Below are 19,599 nucleotides of genomic sequence, written 5' to 3'. Positions count from 1 at the left end.
GATTAGAAAGTTACGTTAACTCCGAAATTATAAGTTGCGAACAAAGGATAAACGTTCGTATCTATACCTGCATTGGTTGGCGTTCCACCTACCTCAGGGCTGAAGCCTTTATAGCCAAATATGTTAACAGCATTTTGAGCATTTAAGAATACCCTGAGTCTTTGCATTTTCATTTTTGTACTGATTGCTGCAGGAAGTGTGTATCCTAACTGAATATTTCTTAATCTGATATAATCACCTTTTTCTACATAAAAGGAGTTGGGTGCATTGTTTAGGCCTCCAGCTAAATTTGCCGAAGCATAGGTATTAGATGTACCCGGACCATTCCAACGGTTATCGAAAAAATCTTTGGTGTAGTTTTCATTACCAAAACGGTTGCTAAGATTAGCGTTAAATACATCCACATCGGCAACACCCTGGATATCTAAGGTTAAATCGAAATTCTTGTAGGCGAAATTTGTATTTAATCCGTAGGTAAATTTAGGATTTGGATTTCCCAAAACAACTCTGTCTTTTAAATCAATTACACCATCATTATTAACATCGGCGTATCTAAAATCACCTTTTTTGAAACCTGGCCAGGCAGCAGCCTCAGCATCTGTTTGAAAAACGCCTATAACCTGATAGCCGAAAAACTCTCCAATAGGACGGTTATTAACCGTTCTTGTAGATAGATATCCACTGGTTAAACCTGCACCACCTTTGTAAATTGGATTTGCCCCGGATGTTACATTCATTACCTTATTATTGTTGATACCAACGTTTCCACTGATTGAGTAAGTAAAACCACCGGCTGTTTTATCTGCCCATGTGGCCAAAAACTCAAAACCACGGTTACGGATATCTGCCTGGTTAGCAATCAATGAACTGTTTACAGTACCTAAGCTTCCTAATACAGGGATATCGAAAATAGCCTGTTCGGTTTTTCTGTTGTAATAATCAGCTTCAATGGTTAACCTGTTGTTTAAAAAGCCCATTTCTAAACCTACATCTGTACCAGCACTTCTTTCCCAGAATAGTGTAGGAGGTACTAAAGATCTGATACTTGCGCCAGTATAGGGTATGCCACCAAAAATGGCAATCAAGGCTGCCGATTGATCTACCGTTTGAGTAGAAGGGTTGAAAGGAACACCGGCATTACCCACTTTACCCCAGCTTCCTCTTAATTTTAAATTGCTGAAGATTTTTTGATCTTTCATAAAATCTTCATTGCTGATTACCCAGCCTGCACCGATTGAAGGGAAGTTGCCCCAAACATTATCAGAACCAAAAAACTGTGAAGCACCATCTCTTCTAACAGACGCATTGATTAAATATCTGTTTTTGTAACCGTAATTTACCCTGGCGAAATAAGATGCAAAGGTCGATAACTCACCTCTGTCTACTATGCCTCTGCTAGCTGCGTCACCTAATGCCAGATACAAATCTCCTTCTGAAGTGTAGGGTACGTTTAATGCTTCGGCATTAATGGCATAAAGTTTATTGCGCTGAGCAGTTTGTCCCAATAAAACCGTTAAGCTATGATCCGCCCATTTTTTATCATATGTTAACGTATTTTCAATAATCCAGTTTCTGTTTTCAACGCGGTCTATATCCAGTTTACTGTTGGTATTTTGCTGGGTATTACTGGCTTTGTAAACCGGTACGTATCCCCTAACTTCTTCCTGTCCGAAATCACCACCAAAACTTGTTTTAAAGGTAAAGTTCTTCAGGAATTTTAATTCCGCATAGATATTACCGGTAACTTTATACTTTGTTGTGTTTTGATTGAAAAAATCAAGTGTAGCCTGAGGGTTCATGTTACTTCCATTACCCAGGTTAAATGCATTTGGATCACCATAGCTTCCATCAGCATTAAACACCGGAACCACTGGTGATGCCGCATATAATGCCCTAAAAATACCTGAAGGTGCATCTTTAGATTTACTTGACGAAGCAGTTACATTATACCCCACTTTTAAGGGTTCAAAAATTTGAAAATCGTTTGATAACCTCGCGGTATATCTTTTGTAATTATTATTTTTTACGATACCATCCTGATCTAAATAACCAAGAGATAGGTTATAAGTAGATTTTTCTGTTCCGCCACTTATTGATAGCTGGTGGTTGGTTACCAAAGCATCCCTTAATATAACATCATACCAGTTTGTGCCCTCGCCTAAATCGGTATTTGCAAATAAAGGAGCTACAGGTGGATTTAATAAGCTGTATGCTTCGTTTACGGCAGTAGCATATTCAGATGCATTTGCCATTTCAACCTGGTTGGTTACTTTTTGAAACCCTACCGTTCCATTGTAGTTAATCACGGCATCGCCTCTTTTTCCTTTATTAGTCGTAACTAAAACAACCCCATTTGCAGCTCTGATACCATAAATAGATTGCGAAGAAGCATCTTTTAAGATACTGATACTTGCGATATCTGCCGGGTTTAGGAAGTTAATGTCATCATACCAAACACCATCTACTACGTATAACGGGCCAGTTTTACCATAAATGGTTCCGGTTCCCCTGATGGTGATGGTAGGCGATGCACCTGGAGTTCCTACGTTTGTGATAGAAACACCGGCAACTTTTCCTTGCAACGCACTTACCGGATTTACAGACGGTTGTTTAGAAATATCCTCGCCTTTTACGTTTGCCACTGACCCTGTTACGTCAATTTTACGTTGTGTACCATAACCTACTACTACAACCTGCTCTAATTGTTGTGTAGATGATGCCAATGATACGTTAATGGTCGTTTGATTATTTACAGCCTGCTCAAATGCTGTGTAGCCTACAAAGTTAAATACCAATGTGGCATTTGCCGGCACACTAATGGAGTAGTTGCCGTTTACATCTGTTTGGGTGCCACTTTGTGTGCCTTTGATTAAAATAGATACGCCTGGTAATGGGGTCTTGTCACCGCCATCGATTACCTTACCTTTTACCGTAATGTTTTGCGCTAATGCTACGTTAATTGTTAGCAAACAAAATGCAGCGAGAACAGAAATTCTTGTAAAGATTCTTTTCATGCTTTATTATAAATTTAGTTTAATTGTTAGGTTAAATGTGAGGTTGTTTTTGTAGATGTGCAAGTGATTTTACCTCTACATTAATACATCATCAAAATCAATAAAGCGTCGCAGATAGATAAACTGAATGCGATTTTAGGTCAAAAACACAGTTTTTTTGAATTTTAACAGAATGTTAACATCGAGCTAGGTGTAAAAAGTACACCAAGTGTTTTGTGGGGTTTTAAAAAGCGTTATGAGAGGTAATGATGTAGTGCCGGATGGGTTCAAAAAATTAAAAAAGTAATAAAAATGGTTTTTTACATCGATATCACTGTAATGCTGATGTGTGATGTTTTAGATAAATTACCCTGGCAGAAAATTAATCCGAGGACTATAGCTCCATTAAAAATTCGGTTAAATTTTTATCATGCGGCACTTCAAGTTTTTTACGTAGTCGGTATCGGCGGATCTCGACTCCCCTTAAACTGATATTTAATAACGATGACATTTCCTTGCTGCTCATGTTCATCCGTAAATAGGCGCAAAGTTTTAAGTCATTCGGAACCAGATCCGGATGCTGCGCTTTTAACTTTTTAAAGAAGCTTTCATGCGCTTCGTTAAAGCTGTTTTCAAACAGGTGCCAGTCCCGTTCATCATTCATTCCGTCGTTTATTACTTTCTGTATTTTTCGGGTCTGCTCATCCGATAGTTTTTTGCCATTTTCGTCTTTTAGTTTACTAATATCATCGGCCAGTTTTTGAAGTAACTCGTTCTTGTATACTAATGTCATTGCGGAGTTGGCCAGCTCCCTGTTTTTAGAAGCCAGTTCGGCCTGAAGCTTTTCAGTTTGCAATTTGATAATCTGCTTTTCACTGATTTCGGCTTCCTGTCTTAATTTTTCCTCTTGCTCTGCTTTTAAGCGATCGGTAATTTTTTGACTATCGCGCCGCAGTTTCCTTTCGTATATTTTTTTACCTAAGATTAAAAATGCTACAAATAAAATGGTATATAATAAAATCGCCCAATTGTTCAGGTACCACGGACGTAAAACGGTAAATGTGTAGGCTGTTTCAGTACTGATTGTATGGTCATCAACTTTTGCCCTCACTTTAAAAGTATAAGTGCCTGCGCTTAAATTGGTGAAATCTTTTTGGGTAGCTAAAGTCCAGTCAGACCAGGTGTGTGAGTAACCTTCCAGATAAAACTGATACTTCACTTTAGCTTGCCGGTAATAAGGCAATGCATAAGAGATGCGGATATTATTTCTGCTGTTCTGGATTTCTGTTTCTTCATCGCTATTTCCACCCTCACTGATTAGGGAAAACTTATCCGTAATATCTTCTACGCGTCTGATTAATACAGATGGCAGTTTTTTCTTTTCCCGATTGAGCTGTTCGGTGGGATTATAGATTACAAATCCATCGTCAACACTGATGAGGTAAATGGAGTTACTGATGCGACTGATGTTTTCATAGTATTGAACCATCCGGCCATCTAAAATGCTAAACTGATTCGAATCGATTTCTACCTTTCCCGGTTCGCTAAAGTTGACCAGGGCAGTTTTGCCATGATTAATAAACCAGTATTTTTTACTGCCTGCAGGAATAATTTTATTAGAAGTTTCGAAAGAGCCCAGGCTTTTATTGAGTGCCTCGTATTTGGTGAATTTATTGCTCAGTTCATCGTAGGTATAAAAACCTGCGTCTGATGAGAAAACAAGTTTATTCTCGAGATTGAAAATGTTAATGTTATAATTACCTGGTAAGCCATTCTTTTCATCAAAATATTTAGTGCTCATTACATTTGTGTAATCAGCGCTAAGGCTTAGTTTAAACAAGCCTTTGTAGGCATGTCCAACCCAGATATCGCCCCTGTTATCTTGCTCAACATATCTTGAAGGTGCTGTAAAACCAGCTATCTTGGTGGAAAATTTTAATCCGGCACCGGGTGACTTGGTAAATAAAGATAAGCCTGTATAAGTCCCCTGAATCAGATAATTTGGGTTGGAATTTAGTTTTTTGATGGTCCAACCACCTGCCAGTCTTGATATCCATTCGATTTTATCGCCCAAAACTTTAAAGGTACCGCTGTTATGACCACAAATGAGCTCATTATCGATGATGGTCAGTTCCCACACCTGACCTTGCGAATTGGGAATTAAACGGAAATTGAAAGGCAGAAGGTTATCCGGCGACCATTCGCTGTAAAATAACCCTTGGTTGGTACCCAGATAGATTTTATTATTGAAAATAATGCTGGAGTAAACCGTTCCAAACTGACCTGTTTTATCGAAATAAAAATATAAGGGTGAATTCAGTTCTATCCGGTCGATTCCGTTGTCCAGCCCCGTCCAGAGATTTTGTTCATTATCCGCGTATAAGCTTAAAACCGTATTATTCTGCAAGCCGCTCGATTTATTGATCCGCTGTACAATTTTTCCATTTTCATCTATTATGATCAAGCCGTTGAGGATGGTGCCATATGCGAAATACCTGCCCAGCAAACTTACGCCATTGTTGAGCTGGTAGGTTTTTAGGTAATTATTGGCGGGTGTGCTTAAAGGTGTAAAATCTTTACCATCGTAAGTAAATAATCCCTGTTTGCTGGTCCCGATAATCAGGCCAGTGGTTTTATAAGGAAGAATAGATAATATACCTTCTTTACCCAATTTTTCACTTTTAGGGATAAAAACCAATTTGTTGCCAATCAGTTCAAATAAGCCTTTCTCTAGTATTTCAATAAAATACCTGTGGTTTACTTTATGAAGAAACAGGAATGAAGAAGGTGATTTTATCACCTCTATTTTATTGTTTTTATAAATGAAGATTTTGGAGAAGGACTGAAAGATTACCCTGTTTTGATCTACATAGATTTTCCATACCTCATCATCTATTTTAGTACCCTTCGGCAAAAGATTGGTAAGTGAATGATAGCTTAATCTATTTTTGTTAATTGCCCAATAACCAAATTCGCCGAAGCTACCTGTGTAAATTTTTCCATTTTCGCCGGTGGCTACCGCCCTTACAATTTGCCTGTTCGGCATCTGGTATTTTTGCCAGTAGCGCCCATCAAAAGTTAATAATCCTTCAGCGTTTCCGAAGTACATTATGCCATTTTGATCTTTGGCTATGCTCCAGTTCTGATTACCTGATAAATAAACAGCTTTTGGGTAATTTTCGATGTATGGAACGCCGATACTTTTGATTTCTGATGCAGCGCTGGTTACAGCAACGCAGGATAATACGAGTAGAAGCCTGAGGTAGTTTAGCATAAAGTGTTATTGGGTAAACCCATTATGCCCACAAAGTAATGAAAAATTGTTAAGACAAGCGAGTTTTTAACGGTTGGATCGGGTTGATGGTTTTTAGATGATGGTTTATCGCCAAATTGTTTAAGGCATTGGTTAAGTTAGCTCAGGGTTTGCTTACCACTGGAGGTTAATGGTTTTTTAGATCATGGTTGATAGCCAATGGCTTAGCACAGTTGTTCATAAAACACCGCAGTGAACATTTTGATCAGGTTGACATTATACAATATGGCTGTCTCACTGTTAACTATGAGTTATCTAGCCAAATAATGAATGTTTTAAAACAACGTTTACACTAAATAGGTATCAGACTGCTCAAGCATTGAACAAAATAAATTAAACTTTTTTTAAAGAGTGGTCTTCAATTTTGATATCATTTTACAAAGCTGTTCGTATTCCATGTCTAACCTTTTAAATTCTGGTTCAGAGATATAATTTCTTGATGAAGCCATAAAAAGACAGCTCACTACTTCTAATCCAGATCGGACGGAGTAAGTCAGAAATCTTTTGAACTCAGCTTTCGACTGGCCCATACAGCCTTCGGCAATGTTAAGGTTTACTGAATCGGCTGCTTTTTTAATCTGATTAGAGAGACTGAATAGTTCTATCTTTGGAAAGTTCTTAGCAATAATGTCTATTTCATTACTCAGATTTAACGAAATTTGCCAAACCTTTAGTTCTTCAAATTTGAAAGCCATAATATTAAATTTGCATGAATATAATCATCTCCTTCAATATTATGGATTAAATTACTTGAATTTTAGCTAGTTTACCATTTGCTATCAACTATCAATTAATAGTAATTAATGGTTATAGGCTATCAGCTATCAAACCATTTGCCATGAACTGATAGGTAATAGCTGGCTATCCTTTCACTGCCACAGGTTGCGGTACCTTCACATAATATCCCGTACCATCGTAAGGGCGTTTGCGCGGATTGGTTGTACATGCTACCGAGCAGCAGCCCTGAAGCTGTTCTCCACAGGCATCGCATTGGGTAATGTGCTCATTACACTCAGGATTGGCGCAATTGATCATTTTTGGTGTAGTAACGCCACAATTGTAACAAACTGACACTACTGTTGGGTTAACCTGGTTCACATCCACAGCTATGCGGTTGTCAAATACATAACATTTGCCTTCAAAATCTTTTCCGCCGGCTTCCTTACCATATTTAATGATACCACCGTGCAATTGATAAACATCATTAAAGCCATGGTGCAATAATAGGGCAGAGGCTTTCTCGCATTTAATCCCACCTGTGCAATAAGTTAGTATTTTTTTGTCTTTATATTGGGCAAGCTGGTTAATCTGATCGGGGAAATCACGGAAATTCTCAATGTCGAGCGTTACGGCATTTTTAAATTTACCCAGATTATGTTCGTAATTAGAGCGTACATCCAGGATTACTACATCTTCATCATCCTTCATTTTCATGAAATCGACAGGTTCTAAATGTTTACCCGTTTGCTTGTTAGGATCAATAATGCTGGTATCCCTTAAACCAGAATGCACAATTTCCGATTTGTAACGACAATGCATTTTCAGGAACGAAAGTTCCTCTACATCATCAATCTTAAACTCTGTTTTGGCGAACCTCTCATCAGCATGTATAGCAGTCATATACGCTGCACAAGCTTCAGGAGTACCCGATACGGTACCGTTTAAACCTTCATCGGCCACGATAATACGGCCTACAAGACCTAGAGATTTACAAAATTTAAGATGATCAGCAGCAAATTGTTCTGCCTCTGCTATGTAGCTATAGCAATAGTAAAGTAATGTCTGATATTTTTTCATAACGCTGTTGATACCGTTGCAAACGGCGTTTAAAGCGGTGCAAAAGTAGGAAAATTATGTAAGATGTAAAAATGGAAAATGTGAGATGGATAATGTCTGAGTCGCCATCATTCATTTTACATCAAACGTTTTCCATTCTAGAAGCCGTATGCAATCCTAAATCCTTGCGTCAACTTACGTTGCAAACGGCGTTTAAAGCGGTGCAAAAGTAGGAAAATTATGTAAGATGTAAAAATGGAAAATGTGAGATGGATAATGTCTGAGTCGCCATCATTCATTTTACATCAAACGTTTTCCATTCTAGAAGCCGTATGCAATCCTAAATCCTTGCGTCAACTTACGTCCGCCATCATAGGCAAAACCATAACTGGCACGTAATACCAAACGCTGGATCCCGAAATAGAATTCTTTGTAGTTCCTTTTTTCGGGAGATGATAAATAACCGCCTCCAATAAATTCTTCGAGTTTTGCCTTCCGCAACAATGGAATTTTATTCATGAAGAAGCCCGCAAAATTATGTTCTAAATGAGCTTCGAAGTATTGTTGATTCGTGCTGAACTGATAAAAGTCCAGATATTGAAACTTCCTTAAATTCGGAGGGAAAATGGTGGAAATATTACCTGCGAAATGTTTAAAATCAGGATAATACATATTTTTGTTGTTCAGGAACTTACCCACTCCGGCTAAAAATGAGGTATAGCCCCATAATCCCATTCCGATCCTATCCTCCGATACCTCCAGCTTTACGAAGTCGTAATCAATATCACTGTTTAACACACCGTTGAAGCCTTTTTTATATAATAATGTAATTTTTGGAAATTTTGATTCGGTATAAAACTTACCATCCGGGCGGGTAATGTATTGCTGCCCGAAAGTATAGGTTAAACTCGCCGTTGCACTGAAAGAATTATAGGTTGGGAAAAGCGGTGTGTCTTCTGTTGGGTTGAAAGGGTTGTTCGAAGTGAATTCGCGGTCTTTCGCATCTATAAATTTAAATGTAGTGTTATTGGTGAGACTTTTATTCCTGCTGTAATCTAAAGCCATACTTCCCTGCAGGCCTGAGGTCAGTTCACGGGTCGTATTAATATTTATAAAACTCTTCTCGTAAAACTTGGCAAAGTTTTTCTCGTAAAATAACGAGTTGATGGTATTGCCCAGCTGTGTCATAGATCCCAGGTTGTTCAGGTCGAATATCCCGTTTCCGAATGAGGCACCTACACTGGCTCGCTTAAGCGGGTCATAATAATAACTACCGCTTAAACTTCCGGTAAGCTTTTGATTGGCAAAACCATACCTTAATTCAGGTCGGATAGAGTAAGATCTTCTATTTTCAAAATCCTTGCGGTAGGTAACACCATATTTTATAGCAAAGCCTTCTACTGTATTGTAAAAGATAGCTTTTAATACCGGGTCGAAACTCCAATATTCTTTGTCGTACCGATCATTGATGCTTACTCCCCTAAGCAAAAGCTTACCTATCCCGAATTTATTGTTCTCTCTTTCCAGCGAATCGAGGTATTTTTTAGACTCTTTTAACTTCGCTATACTGTCTTTTTTGATATAGTTGATTCTTTCATCTTCGGTTAGCGGGATAGGTCTGTTATTTTTCCAGTAAATGGAATCTTTTTTATTCACCATTTCGGTAACTTTTAAGATTTCTCCCTTGAAGAAGTTTTTTGGAAATTTAGGATCAAGGTTATAATTGCTGTAAATGCCGACATAATAACCGGCTATTTTAAACCCCAGCACATTGCCGCCAAATTTAAAATTAATGGCAGTAGGCATGTAAGCTTCATTGACCTTGGTAAACTGCTGGCTGATGTGCAGGGTATCAATAAAGTTGATGCCTGCGTTTTTAGTGAGGTAAACATCAGTGTTGTAAATCCTCCAGCTATTGTCAATAATATAGATGATACCCCTAAAAACCGGATCGTTTTCGCGACGGGGGATCACCTCTATTTTATGTATAGTCTCTCCATTTTCCGTGCTTTCGCCCAATAATTTATATTTATAATAAAAGAGGGCATTATCTGCAATTGGTGAAATATATCCCCTTGCACTCAATTTGTTTTCGAGCAGATAATTGTCGTAAAAATTGATAATCAGATCAGATGCCTTATTAAAACTGAATGTATTGTTTCTGCCGGCAACCTTTGATGAAATCATTTCTTCATGCACCTCATTGGGCCGTCTGAAATTAAATTTACTTTGCGATTCTGAAAGGTAAATAATACCTCTGCGATTGGTGTCCAGTTCTAAAATTTTCTGTATATCCTGCCCAAAGAACTTTTTTGGTGCCCCTTTTAACCGTTGCACACCTTTAATGTAAACGTCACAGCTAAAGGCTTTCACTTCATTCAGATGCATTTTTCGCTCCTGAATGGCTTTGCGGATAATGGCATAAGCGGGATCTTCTGCAGTGGCCGTTATATTCACATTTTCTAAAGTATAACTTTCTGATGTTAAGGTAACGTTGAGCGATTGATCGGCCGACAGATTGATCATATGATCCTGCTGTTTATAACCTACAGCTCTAAAGCTTAAAGTATGTCGACCGTTATTTAACTTCAAAGTATATTTTCCATCAATATTTGCCGATGTTCCTTTAGTGGTGTTTTTTAAATAAATTGACGCAAAAGGAATGGGCTGTCCGCCGCTATCTTTAACGATTCCTGAAACAGTATGTTGCTGAGCTAACATCATGTTGGTAAAGCCACAAAAAAACAGGAGCGTAAAAATTCTTATCATATGTCAGGTTAGTAGGCTATAAATATCGAATAACTTTAACACTATACACATAGGTATATGTTAAAGTTTGTTAAGATCGAAAAAAAATATCTGGATACTGGATAAATGCTTTTTGAAAATACATCAATTGGATGTGGTTTTGCTCAGACACGCGTTCATCTGTAAAATGTAGGTATAAAATTGCCTGTTTAGGTCGGAAAAGACTTTTTTTTATAACTTTGGACTTAAATTCAACCATATAAAAGGCCATGTACAAAACATTACAACCAGTTCTTCAAAAAGAACTTGAAGAAATCGAAAACGCTGGATTATTTAAACGTGAAAGGATTATTGTTACGCCTCAGGGTGCCGACATTAAGATAAGTAGCGGTGCTGAGGTGATCAATTTCTGCGCAAATAATTATTTAGGGCTTTCTTCTCATCCAAAAGTGATAGAAGCAGCTAAAAAAGCAATCGATGATCATGGCTATGGAATGTCTTCCGTACGTTTTATCTGCGGTACACAAGATGTACATAAGGAACTTGAAGCTAAGATTTCTAAATTTTTAGGCACAGAGGATACTATTTTGTACGCAGCGGCTTTTGATGCAAATGGCGGAGTTTTTGAGCCATTGTTCAATGCTGAAGACGCTATTATTTCTGATGAGTTAAATCATGCATCAATTATAGATGGAGTAAGGTTGTGTAAAGCACAACGTTTCCGTTATAAAAATGCCGATATGGAAGATTTGGAGAAACAACTAATTGCGGCCAAAGATTGCAGACATCGGATTATCGTTACCGATGGGGCTTTTTCTATGGACGGATCTGTAGCTCCTTTGGATAAAATTGCAGATTTAGCTGATAAATATGAGGCATTGATCATGATTGATGAATCGCACTGTACTGGTTTTATTGGTAAGAACGGCCGCGGAACACATGAGCATTTTAATGTCATGGACCGTATCGATATCATTACGGGTACTTTGGGTAAAGCTTTAGGCGGTGCCTCTGGTGGTTTTACCTCGGGTAAAAAAGAAATTATCGATATGTTGCGCCAACGTTCCCGTCCTTATCTGTTTTCTAATACACTAGCACCGGCAATTACAGGCGCATCTATTGCCGTATTGGATATGTTGAGCGAAACCACATCATTAAGAGACAAATTAGAAAGAAACACCAAATATTTCCGTGAAAAAATGACAGAAGCTGGTTTCGATATTAAACTAGGTTTCCATCCTATTGTTCCGGTAATGTTGTATGATGCAAAAATTGCCCAGCAGTTTGCTGCTAAAATGTTGGAAGAAGGAATTTATGTAATCGGGTTCTTTTATCCGGTTGTACCTCAAGGCAAAGCCAGAATCCGTGTACAGTTATCGGCCGCGCATGAACAACACCACCTCGATAAGGCTATCGCTGCCTTTACCAAAGTGGGTAAAGAGTTAGGGGTAATTTAAAACCTGTAGATCTATTTAAACAACAAAAGCCGCCCTAAGCGGCTTTTGTTGTTTATGGGTTCATTTTCTTTTATAATGGTATTGTAAACAGATTATTTGAACCCATATGTCATGAAATTATTGGATAATTTGCCGTATATTTGAAGCCATGTTACAGGACAAAATAACACAGTATACCGAGAAGATTAATGCTTTCGTAACGGAGAAGGCAGACGAGTTAGAGCAGTTCCGCATTAAATATCTGGGAAGCAAAGGTGTCATAAAAGAGATTTTCGACGAATTCAAATCTGTTTCTGTGGAAGAAAAAAGATCGTTGGGCAAGGTTTTGAATGAGTTTAAACAGTTGGCCGAGTCAAAATACCTTACATTAAAAGAAGCAACAGAAAGCACCGGTACTAAAAGTGAAAGTTCGAAACTGGATTTAACTTTGCCTGGCGAAGGTTTCGAGATTGGTTCACGTCATCCATTGGCCCTGGTACGTAGAGAAATTGTGGAGATTTTTGCCAAACTGGGTTTTACGGTAGCAGAAGGACCTGAAATTGAAGATGACTGGCATAACTTCTCGGCCTTAAACTTTCCTGAAGAGCATCCGGCAAGAGATATGCAAGATACTTTCTTTATTAAAAAAGGAGGCGAGAAAGGTGATATTGCTTTACGTACCCATACCTCTTCTGTACAAGTGCGCATGATGGAGCAAGGTCAGCCACCTTTCAGGGCAATTATGCCAGGTCGTGTTTACCGTAACGAAGCCATTTCTGCCCGTGCACATTGCTTTTTTCATCAGATAGAAGGTTTGTATGTGGACGAAAATGTTTCATTTGCAGATTTAAAGCAGACTTTGTTTTATTTCGTACAGGAATTATATGGTGAGGGTACAAAAGTGCGTTTCCGTCCGTCATATTTCCCGTTTACCGAACCATCTGCAGAAATGGATATTTCCTGTACCATTTGTAAAGGTGCCGGCTGCCAGCTTTGTAAACATAGCGGTTGGGTAGAAATTTTGGGCTGTGGTATGGTAGATCCGAATGTTTTGGAAAACTGTGGCATCGATTCAAAAAAATACAGTGGTTTCGCCTTCGGAATGGGGATAGAGCGTATCGCCAATCTAAAATATGAAATTAAAGACCTCCGTTTATTTTCTGAGAATGATGTACGTTTCTTAAAGCAATTTAAATCTGCTTTGATTTAATGATGAAATATTTATATAGCATATTGTTTCTAATCCTGATGGTTACGGGTTGTGGTAAAGACGAGGGTTTTATTCCTGATGTGCCTGTAAATTATAACGTTACGATAACAGAGTTTAGCCTCAAGGCCGTAAACAATGTCTTAATTGTTTCAAACCATGGAGTAGGTGGATTACTGATTGTAAAAACACCACTTGGGGGATACGTTGCCTTCGATCGATGTAGCACGGTAAACCCGGAAAAGATTTGCAAAGTAGCACCAGATGATAGCGGTGTAACGGCTACCGACCCTTGTTCGGGCGCTAAATTTTCACTGCTTGATGGAAGTCCGCAAAAGGCACCTGCCGTAAGAAGCTTAAAAACATACAATATTAGTTTGCAAGGCAATACACTATTACACGTAAGCAATTAGAATGGAAGCTGAAAAAATAAAAGAAACAGTAAAAAAGGCTGCCAAAGAACTATTTAGAAAATACGGTTACCATAAAACCAGTGTAAACGAAATTGCGAAAAAGGCCCGTATTGCCAAAGCAACGATTTACAAATATTTTGAGAGTAAAGAGCAGGTTCTCGATAGTATCTTAATGGATTATCTGGATCAGAATCTTTATGAGATATTAAACAACAAAGTCAGTTACGCTTCAGAAGAAGAACACTTAAAAGCATTGGTCATGAAAACCAGTCGCCTGTCATTTACTGCATGTAATGAGTTTATCGGCTGGGATTTTGTACGTGAAAATGCTAACTCACAAGAGTTTTTGAAACATTTATCAGATCAGCTTGAAGCTTTATTGTTGGCCGCTTACCTGCAACTGGATAACTTTAAAAATAATCCGGCGAGACGAGAAGGTTTGGCATTTTTGCTCAAAGCCAGTAAGAGTATTGTGTTTTCATTCGCATTTACTTCAGTTAGTGATTCTGATGTGCGTAAGAATTTTGTGAGTTTTCAGAAAGAAATATTGCCATTTTTGGTAAAAGCAGCGCTATAAAAAGGATTTGATAATTGTAGTCTTTATTTCGACCGCAGCATAGCGGATTGGAGAGATTTATCGAGTTAAAATTGAATGTTGTAGCGGGATACTACAACTAGAATTAATTAGGTAAGATGATCTTCATGCCGATCCGGTAGCTATCTGATTTATTTCGGCATCTTTCCGGCAATAGTCCCTGAAATGAATTACTTTCGGTGAGCTCGCTCAAGGCTCGGTTTACTACGCAGCTTTCCGCTGCGCTACAGGTCAGCGTGATGAACCGCGATAACAGTACCGGGGAATGTTTTAAAAGATTGTATTAATTTTAAAAAGAGATTAATTAGTTTAATTTATTGATTGGCATAGTCTTTCAATTTAAACTTCTGAACCGTTCTTTTTACCTTTCCATCCACATTTTTTTGAGTAATCACCGTTACAATATCGGCAATGCTCGAATCTTCAATTACCGATGAGTCTTCGTACGGTACGTTTTTGGCATCGAATTTATAATTGATGGTTTTATCAAAACAGCAACCATCTTTTTGATGAGTAGCAATTTGCTTTGTTTTTTTGTCAATGTCAAACATGCCCAGGTTCTCGCTGGCCAGTTTGGTCAGTTCCCCGCTCTTTAAAAAATTATGTTCTTTTGATGATAAATAAATGTCATACGAGGGACTGGAATAGGCGCCATTATTGCCATTGCTAATGGCAATATCTTCCAGTCCGTCGAAATTAAAATCGCCAAAAATTAAAGGTGTCTGGTATTTGCCAAGTTCCAGCCATCCGAGTTTGGCATTTTGAGTTTCGTTTAAACTAAAAACCAGGTTTTCGGAGTGGAAAGTGTCTATTTCCCGATCTGTAAGCTGATCGTAAATAATAACAGTGGCTTTTCCGCTACAGGCATTTTCTTCACATTTATCAACAAAGATTTTGGCTTTGTATTGTGCAGAGCTATTGTTTGCCAGGAACTTAAATTGTGCTTGCGCATTACTGAAAAGAAGCAAAATGCCGAAAAGATGAACAAACTTTTCATTGACTATTTTTGGGTAAAATTACGCCAATATCATCTGCCAAAAAGTTAAAAAAGGTTAACGTTTTCTTTTCCTCGTTTTGATATAGGTTTGTACCGCAGCTTTGGTGGTAAGCCAATCTCTTCCCTCTTTATAAGCATCTATTTTGCCTTGCCTGGCCAATAGGCTCACGTACTCCTGGCCATAAGGAACATCAGGTTCTGAAACGATATTGGATATCGGTTCATAAACGCCGTAATCGTTTCCGGGCAATGCATTGATGTAAATATTTAGTGAACGTTCTAAAGCCTGCAGCATCAATAAACAAAGTTTATGATAATTACCCTTATTGGCTTGATTAAGTGCTTCATAATATTTCTTTCTGTCGTTTTTGAGGATGATAGCAGGGGGGAAGCCCTTGCGCATGAGGAGTAAATTCATGGCAAGCCTCACGGTACGCCCATTCCCGTCAAAAAAAGGATGGATCCAAACGAGTTTATGATGGAAAATACTTGATAATAAAATATCGTTTAAGCCCAATGGATTATCATTGACAAAGGTGATCAATTGATCTAATAAATCAGAAACTTTATTGGCATTAGGTGGTGTAAAGTTTGCGCCTACAATGCGTACCCCCCCATTTCTTAAACGGCCTGCATAATCATCTTCAATGCTTCTGAGCACCAGGCCATGAAGAGATAAAATGTCAATGCTCCTCAGGATATAATCTTTATTGACTAAGGTATAGAGGTAATCAATGGCTTTCTCATGGTTATAGGCTTCGAAATGTTCACGTAGCGATTTGCCTTTAACCGTTATGCCTTCCTGTAAAACCATTTGGGTTTCTTTCAGGCTTAAGGTATTTCCCTCTATACTGTTTGAGTTATATGTCCACTCAAGCGTGAGATCTTCTCTGATCCGGTTTAGCGCACTATTGGGCAATGGCCTTGAAGTCTCTAACCTGGCCTTTTTTTCAGATAACCTTTCTATCTGAGGCAGTAGCTCTTCTAAATTGCTTAAATCAAAATCCCACATACCCAAAGATATTAATTATCGGATGATTATAAAAATAAATCTATCCGATATTAAAATTTATTCCAAAAAAAAATGATAACGGGTTGTTATCATTTTAAATTACTTTGAACTATCTTATTCCCATTTAAATACTTTTACCGCAACAGCGTAAATACCAATTCCCCAGAGCAATAAAATCATGATCTGAAACTTTACATCCCACAATCCTAAACCTTCAAAAGCTACCTTACGCATGGCATCATTTAAATAGGTAAGGGGTAAGGCCCTGCTAATCGGCTGTAGCCAGCCTGGAAAAGCTTCGATAGAAAAGAATGTGCCCGATAATAAAAACTGTGGTAAAGTTACGATATTCGATATTGGAGGTACCATACTTTCGCTTTTGGCAATGCCAGAAATAATAAAACCAAAGCCCATAAATACAATAATGCCGAGTGTGGCCAGTATAAGCATGTTCACGACCGTAATTGCACCATTTACAAGTGTGAAGCCAAAAAAGAAATGGCCAATCAAAATGATAAATAAGGCACCGATTAAAGCAAAACCGATACGGGCAATCCCTTCGCCAATTACAATGCTCGAGCGCCTTACCGGAGTAGCAAAAAAACGTTTGATCACTAAAGTTTGGCGCAGACTTAAGAAAACAAATGCTGTTCCGAAAACGCCGGTACTTAATAGCGAAAAGCCCAGTTGGCCCGGCAGGATAAAATCAATCGTTTTATACCTGCGGCCTGTAATGGTGCTTTCCTTAACTTCCGCAACGGTTGGTTTTAAAGTTTTATCGTAGAAAATGTTATTTAAAACTGATTTTAAAATTCCGCCTTTATCTCTCGATGCCGAAGTATAAACCACATTAACCGAATAGGCAGCACTATTTACTTTCCGGTGTACATCAATCATGGCATCAACATTGCCCTTTTCCAGTAATTTAGCAAATTCGGTTTTGGATTTATCTTTTACCAAACGGATCATCCCCGTTTTTTCCAGCATGCCCATAACCGGGTTGTTTACGTCCGAACCTGGTGTTACCCCAACATCGATACGGGTTCCGCCACCACCCAGAAAGCCAAAAACAAGGATAAATATCAGGGGAAAGGCAAGGGTGAAAACCACTGCCGAAGGACTCCTCATAATAGACCTGAAACTTGCTTTGGCAAGGGCAAGGGTTGCTGTAAAATTATTGTATTTTTTCATTTACTATTTATGGTTAATAGTTGCACTGTTTTATGTTTTTAAACCCGATTAAAGTGGAAATCCTTTTTGTTGCTAGAGTTATTGTTTTGATATAACTTTTACAAAAAGATTGAAACGAAAAGCGGGACTAACGTTGATCCGGACACTGTCTTGGCTTTTCAAAAGAGTCCGAATTCTATTCACGCCATTCCTGACCTGTAAGATTAATGAATACATCTTCCAGATTGGCCTTTTTAACTTCTTTTTTACGCTCAAAACCGCTGTTTACCAAATTATCTATTAAGTTATCGGGCGTGTCCAGCGCAATGATCTGTCCACGTTCCACAAAGGCAACACGGTCGCAAAGCTGTTCGGCTTCATCCATGTAGTGTGTGGTAATCACAACTGTTGTACCCGCATTCCGGATTTCGGTAATCAGGTCCCAGAGATTCCTGCGTGCTTGTGGATCCAGCCCGGTTGTAGGCTCGTCCAAAAAAATAATCTTTGGTTGGTTGATGAGCGTTGTAGCTATAGAGAAGCGCTGTTTTTGTCCGCCTGAAAGTGCTTTATACTTGGCTTTGGCCTTATCCTGAAGGTTTACTTTCTCCAACATCTCCATCGGTTTGATATTGGCACCATATAAACCTGCAAAAAGTTCGATCAGTTCGATCAGGTTTAAATTTGGATAATAACCGGCAGCCTGTAGCTGCACGCCAATAATCTGTTTAATGTTTTGGGGGTGCTGATCAACAGAAAAACCGTCAACAATAATTTCGCCTGATGTTTTAGCGCGCAATGTTTCGATAATCTCGAGAGTAGTGGTTTTCCCAGCGCCATTAGGGCCGAGCAGACCAAAAATTTCATTTTCAAATACCTCAAAGCTAAGCCCTTGAACGGCCACGAAATCATCATATTTTTTTACCAGATCTTTAATGCTGATAATGGCTTTTTTTGTTTCCATGTTGCGAATGTAAGGAGCTTTAAATGAATAGGGAATGAATTTTTGAATACATTGACGAAAATGTCGGTAAAATGATGTTTGGCGTAGGTAAAACCATCATTTAATATTTTTTCTGATTAAAATGATCACGTCCCGGTCTATCGAATCTATTTTATAACTGTTTTTTGCTTGATTAAATGTCTGATCAAAAACAATTTTGTCTTTTGAAAGAACGAATGTCCCCTTGGTATAGATACTGTCGCTTGGAATAACATAAGATTCCCTGTAAGTACGTTCATATTCCATTCTGTGTTTCCAGGGATTTTGATACTCCAGTACCTTTTCTCCGGTATAATTGCCGTTTGGTTTAAGCCAAACAAAATAGGTGGTTTTTAGATCGTAAGATCCGGCACTCCAGCTGCTATCCGGTTTCTTGGTCGAATTAAATTTGTAGATTAACCCATGTTGGAGCTTTTCAACAAAATTTTTATTGTTGGTTATCGTGTTATGAAGCCTGAAGTTTGCATTAGTGCCATATAATGTATCCAGGTTTTTATTTGCGGCAAATTTCCAGTTTGTATAAATATAATCTTCCGGTTTTATTACTTCATTTACCTTTTTGAGGTATATCGTATCTATAGTAATCTGTGCACCTTTTCTTTGTCCGCCGCCAAAACGGTTATCGCCTTCTATATTGTAGCTTAAATAACCTTCTTTTTTAACTTTTTCAGAAAAATGAAGCGGCGGGGCTTCCATCATAAAGATTTCGGGAAAGAAAAATTTATGATAACGGATTTCTTTAAGATAAAATTTACCATTAGCATCGGTAAGGGTTTCGCCTACCTGACAGCCTGCAATGGGTTTGCTATCATAATCTAATATCGTGCCTGATATGGCCGGTCTTGACAACCTGGAGATGCAGGAGCTAAACAGGCTGATCGAAACAGCAATTAATATCAGGAAGCAATTTTTAAACATATTCTAATTTAAATAAAAAAA

At 38.3% G+C, this 19,599-nt stretch carries 14 protein-coding genes; 4 read left to right on the top strand and 10 right to left on the bottom strand.

The features are described 5' to 3' along the window. Positions 1 to 2: 2 nt before the first annotated feature. The 5 genes from ACK1I8_RS13285 to ACK1I8_RS13265 all read right to left on the bottom strand — a co-directional run bounded on the left by ACK1I8_RS13285 (position 3) and on the right by ACK1I8_RS13265 (position 10,851). Positions 3 to 3,014 carry a SusC/RagA family TonB-linked outer membrane protein gene (locus ACK1I8_RS13285; RefSeq protein ID WP_412465852.1) on the bottom strand — a complete coding sequence of 1,004 codons (3,012 nt, stop codon included), beginning with the start codon at positions 3,012 to 3,014 and terminating at the stop codon, positions 3 to 5. A 373-nt stretch (positions 3,015 to 3,387) separates the two neighbouring features. Beyond that, the gene (locus tag ACK1I8_RS13280; protein WP_412465851.1) at positions 3,388 to 6,267 is read right to left on the bottom strand and encodes a triple tyrosine motif-containing protein; all 2,880 of its coding nucleotides are present in this window, start codon (positions 6,265 to 6,267) and stop codon (positions 3,388 to 3,390) included. Between the two features lie 383 nt (positions 6,268 to 6,650). Then, positions 6,651 to 7,001 carry a four helix bundle protein gene (locus ACK1I8_RS13275; RefSeq protein ID WP_412465850.1) on the bottom strand — a complete coding sequence of 117 codons (351 nt, stop codon included), beginning with the start codon at positions 6,999 to 7,001 and terminating at the stop codon, positions 6,651 to 6,653. 166 nt (positions 7,002 to 7,167) lie between these two features. Further along, on the bottom strand, positions 7,168 to 8,103 hold the full coding sequence (locus tag ACK1I8_RS13270; protein ID WP_412465849.1) for a rhodanese-related sulfurtransferase: 936 nt from the start codon (positions 8,101 to 8,103) through the stop codon (positions 7,168 to 7,170). Positions 8,104 to 8,403: 300 nt separating this feature from the next. After that, entirely contained in the window at positions 8,404 to 10,851 is a 2,448-nt protein-coding gene (locus tag ACK1I8_RS13265) for a DUF5686 and carboxypeptidase regulatory-like domain-containing protein (RefSeq protein ID WP_412465848.1), read from the bottom strand. Between the two features lie 248 nt (positions 10,852 to 11,099). On the opposite strand from ACK1I8_RS13265, the gene kbl reads away from it, so the two are divergent. The 4 genes from kbl (at position 11,100) to ACK1I8_RS13245 (ending at position 14,463) form a co-directional block, all read left to right on the top strand. Next, positions 11,100 to 12,287 (top strand): glycine C-acetyltransferase, encoded by a 1,188-nt coding sequence (gene kbl, locus ACK1I8_RS13260; RefSeq protein ID WP_412465847.1) that lies wholly within the window; start codon positions 11,100 to 11,102, stop codon positions 12,285 to 12,287. 148 nt (positions 12,288 to 12,435) lie between these two features. After that, the gene (gene pheS, locus ACK1I8_RS13255; protein ID WP_412465846.1) at positions 12,436 to 13,476 is read left to right on the top strand and encodes a phenylalanine--tRNA ligase subunit alpha; all 1,041 of its coding nucleotides are present in this window, start codon (positions 12,436 to 12,438) and stop codon (positions 13,474 to 13,476) included. Further along, positions 13,476 to 13,886: a hypothetical protein gene (locus tag ACK1I8_RS13250; protein WP_412465845.1), complete on the top strand. Its 411-nt coding sequence runs from the start codon at positions 13,476 to 13,478 to the stop codon at positions 13,884 to 13,886. Before pheS ends, ACK1I8_RS13250 begins: the two co-directional genes overlap by 1 nt. Position 13,887: 1 nt before the next feature. Then, positions 13,888 to 14,463 (top strand): TetR/AcrR family transcriptional regulator, encoded by a 576-nt coding sequence (locus ACK1I8_RS13245; protein ID WP_090501759.1) that lies wholly within the window; start codon positions 13,888 to 13,890, stop codon positions 14,461 to 14,463. Between the two features lie 332 nt (positions 14,464 to 14,795). Here the strand turns inward: ACK1I8_RS13245 and ACK1I8_RS13240 are convergent, their stop codons facing one another. The 5 genes from ACK1I8_RS13240 to ACK1I8_RS13220 all read right to left on the bottom strand — a co-directional run bounded on the left by ACK1I8_RS13240 (position 14,796) and on the right by ACK1I8_RS13220 (position 19,578). Continuing rightward, positions 14,796 to 15,449 (bottom strand): XAC2610-related protein, encoded by a 654-nt coding sequence (locus ACK1I8_RS13240; RefSeq protein ID WP_412465844.1) that lies wholly within the window; start codon positions 15,447 to 15,449, stop codon positions 14,796 to 14,798. 84 nt (positions 15,450 to 15,533) lie between these two features. Further along, complete coding sequence (locus ACK1I8_RS13235; protein ID WP_412465843.1) at positions 15,534 to 16,490, bottom strand: Fic family protein; 957 nt, start codon at positions 16,488 to 16,490, stop codon at positions 15,534 to 15,536. Between the two features lie 114 nt (positions 16,491 to 16,604). Next, a complete protein-coding gene (locus tag ACK1I8_RS13230; protein WP_412465842.1) occupies positions 16,605 to 17,681 on the bottom strand; it encodes an ABC transporter permease in 1,077 nt (358 codons plus the stop codon). Positions 17,682 to 17,856: 175 nt separating this feature from the next. After that, entirely contained in the window at positions 17,857 to 18,621 is a 765-nt protein-coding gene (locus tag ACK1I8_RS13225; protein ID WP_412465841.1) for an ABC transporter ATP-binding protein, read from the bottom strand. Positions 18,622 to 18,717: 96 nt separating this feature from the next. Continuing rightward, positions 18,718 to 19,578, bottom strand: a complete 861-nt coding sequence (locus tag ACK1I8_RS13220) for a hypothetical protein (protein WP_412465840.1) — start codon at positions 19,576 to 19,578, stop codon at positions 18,718 to 18,720. Between the last annotated feature and the right edge of the window lie 21 nt (positions 19,579 to 19,599).

It is taken from the genome of Pedobacter sp. KLB.chiD (assembly GCF_047040275.1).
In the GTDB taxonomy this organism is placed as follows: domain Bacteria; phylum Bacteroidota; class Bacteroidia; order Sphingobacteriales; family Sphingobacteriaceae; genus Pedobacter.
Note: the sequence above shows the minus strand (reverse complement) of the source record. Positions and strands in the feature narration are given on the sequence as shown.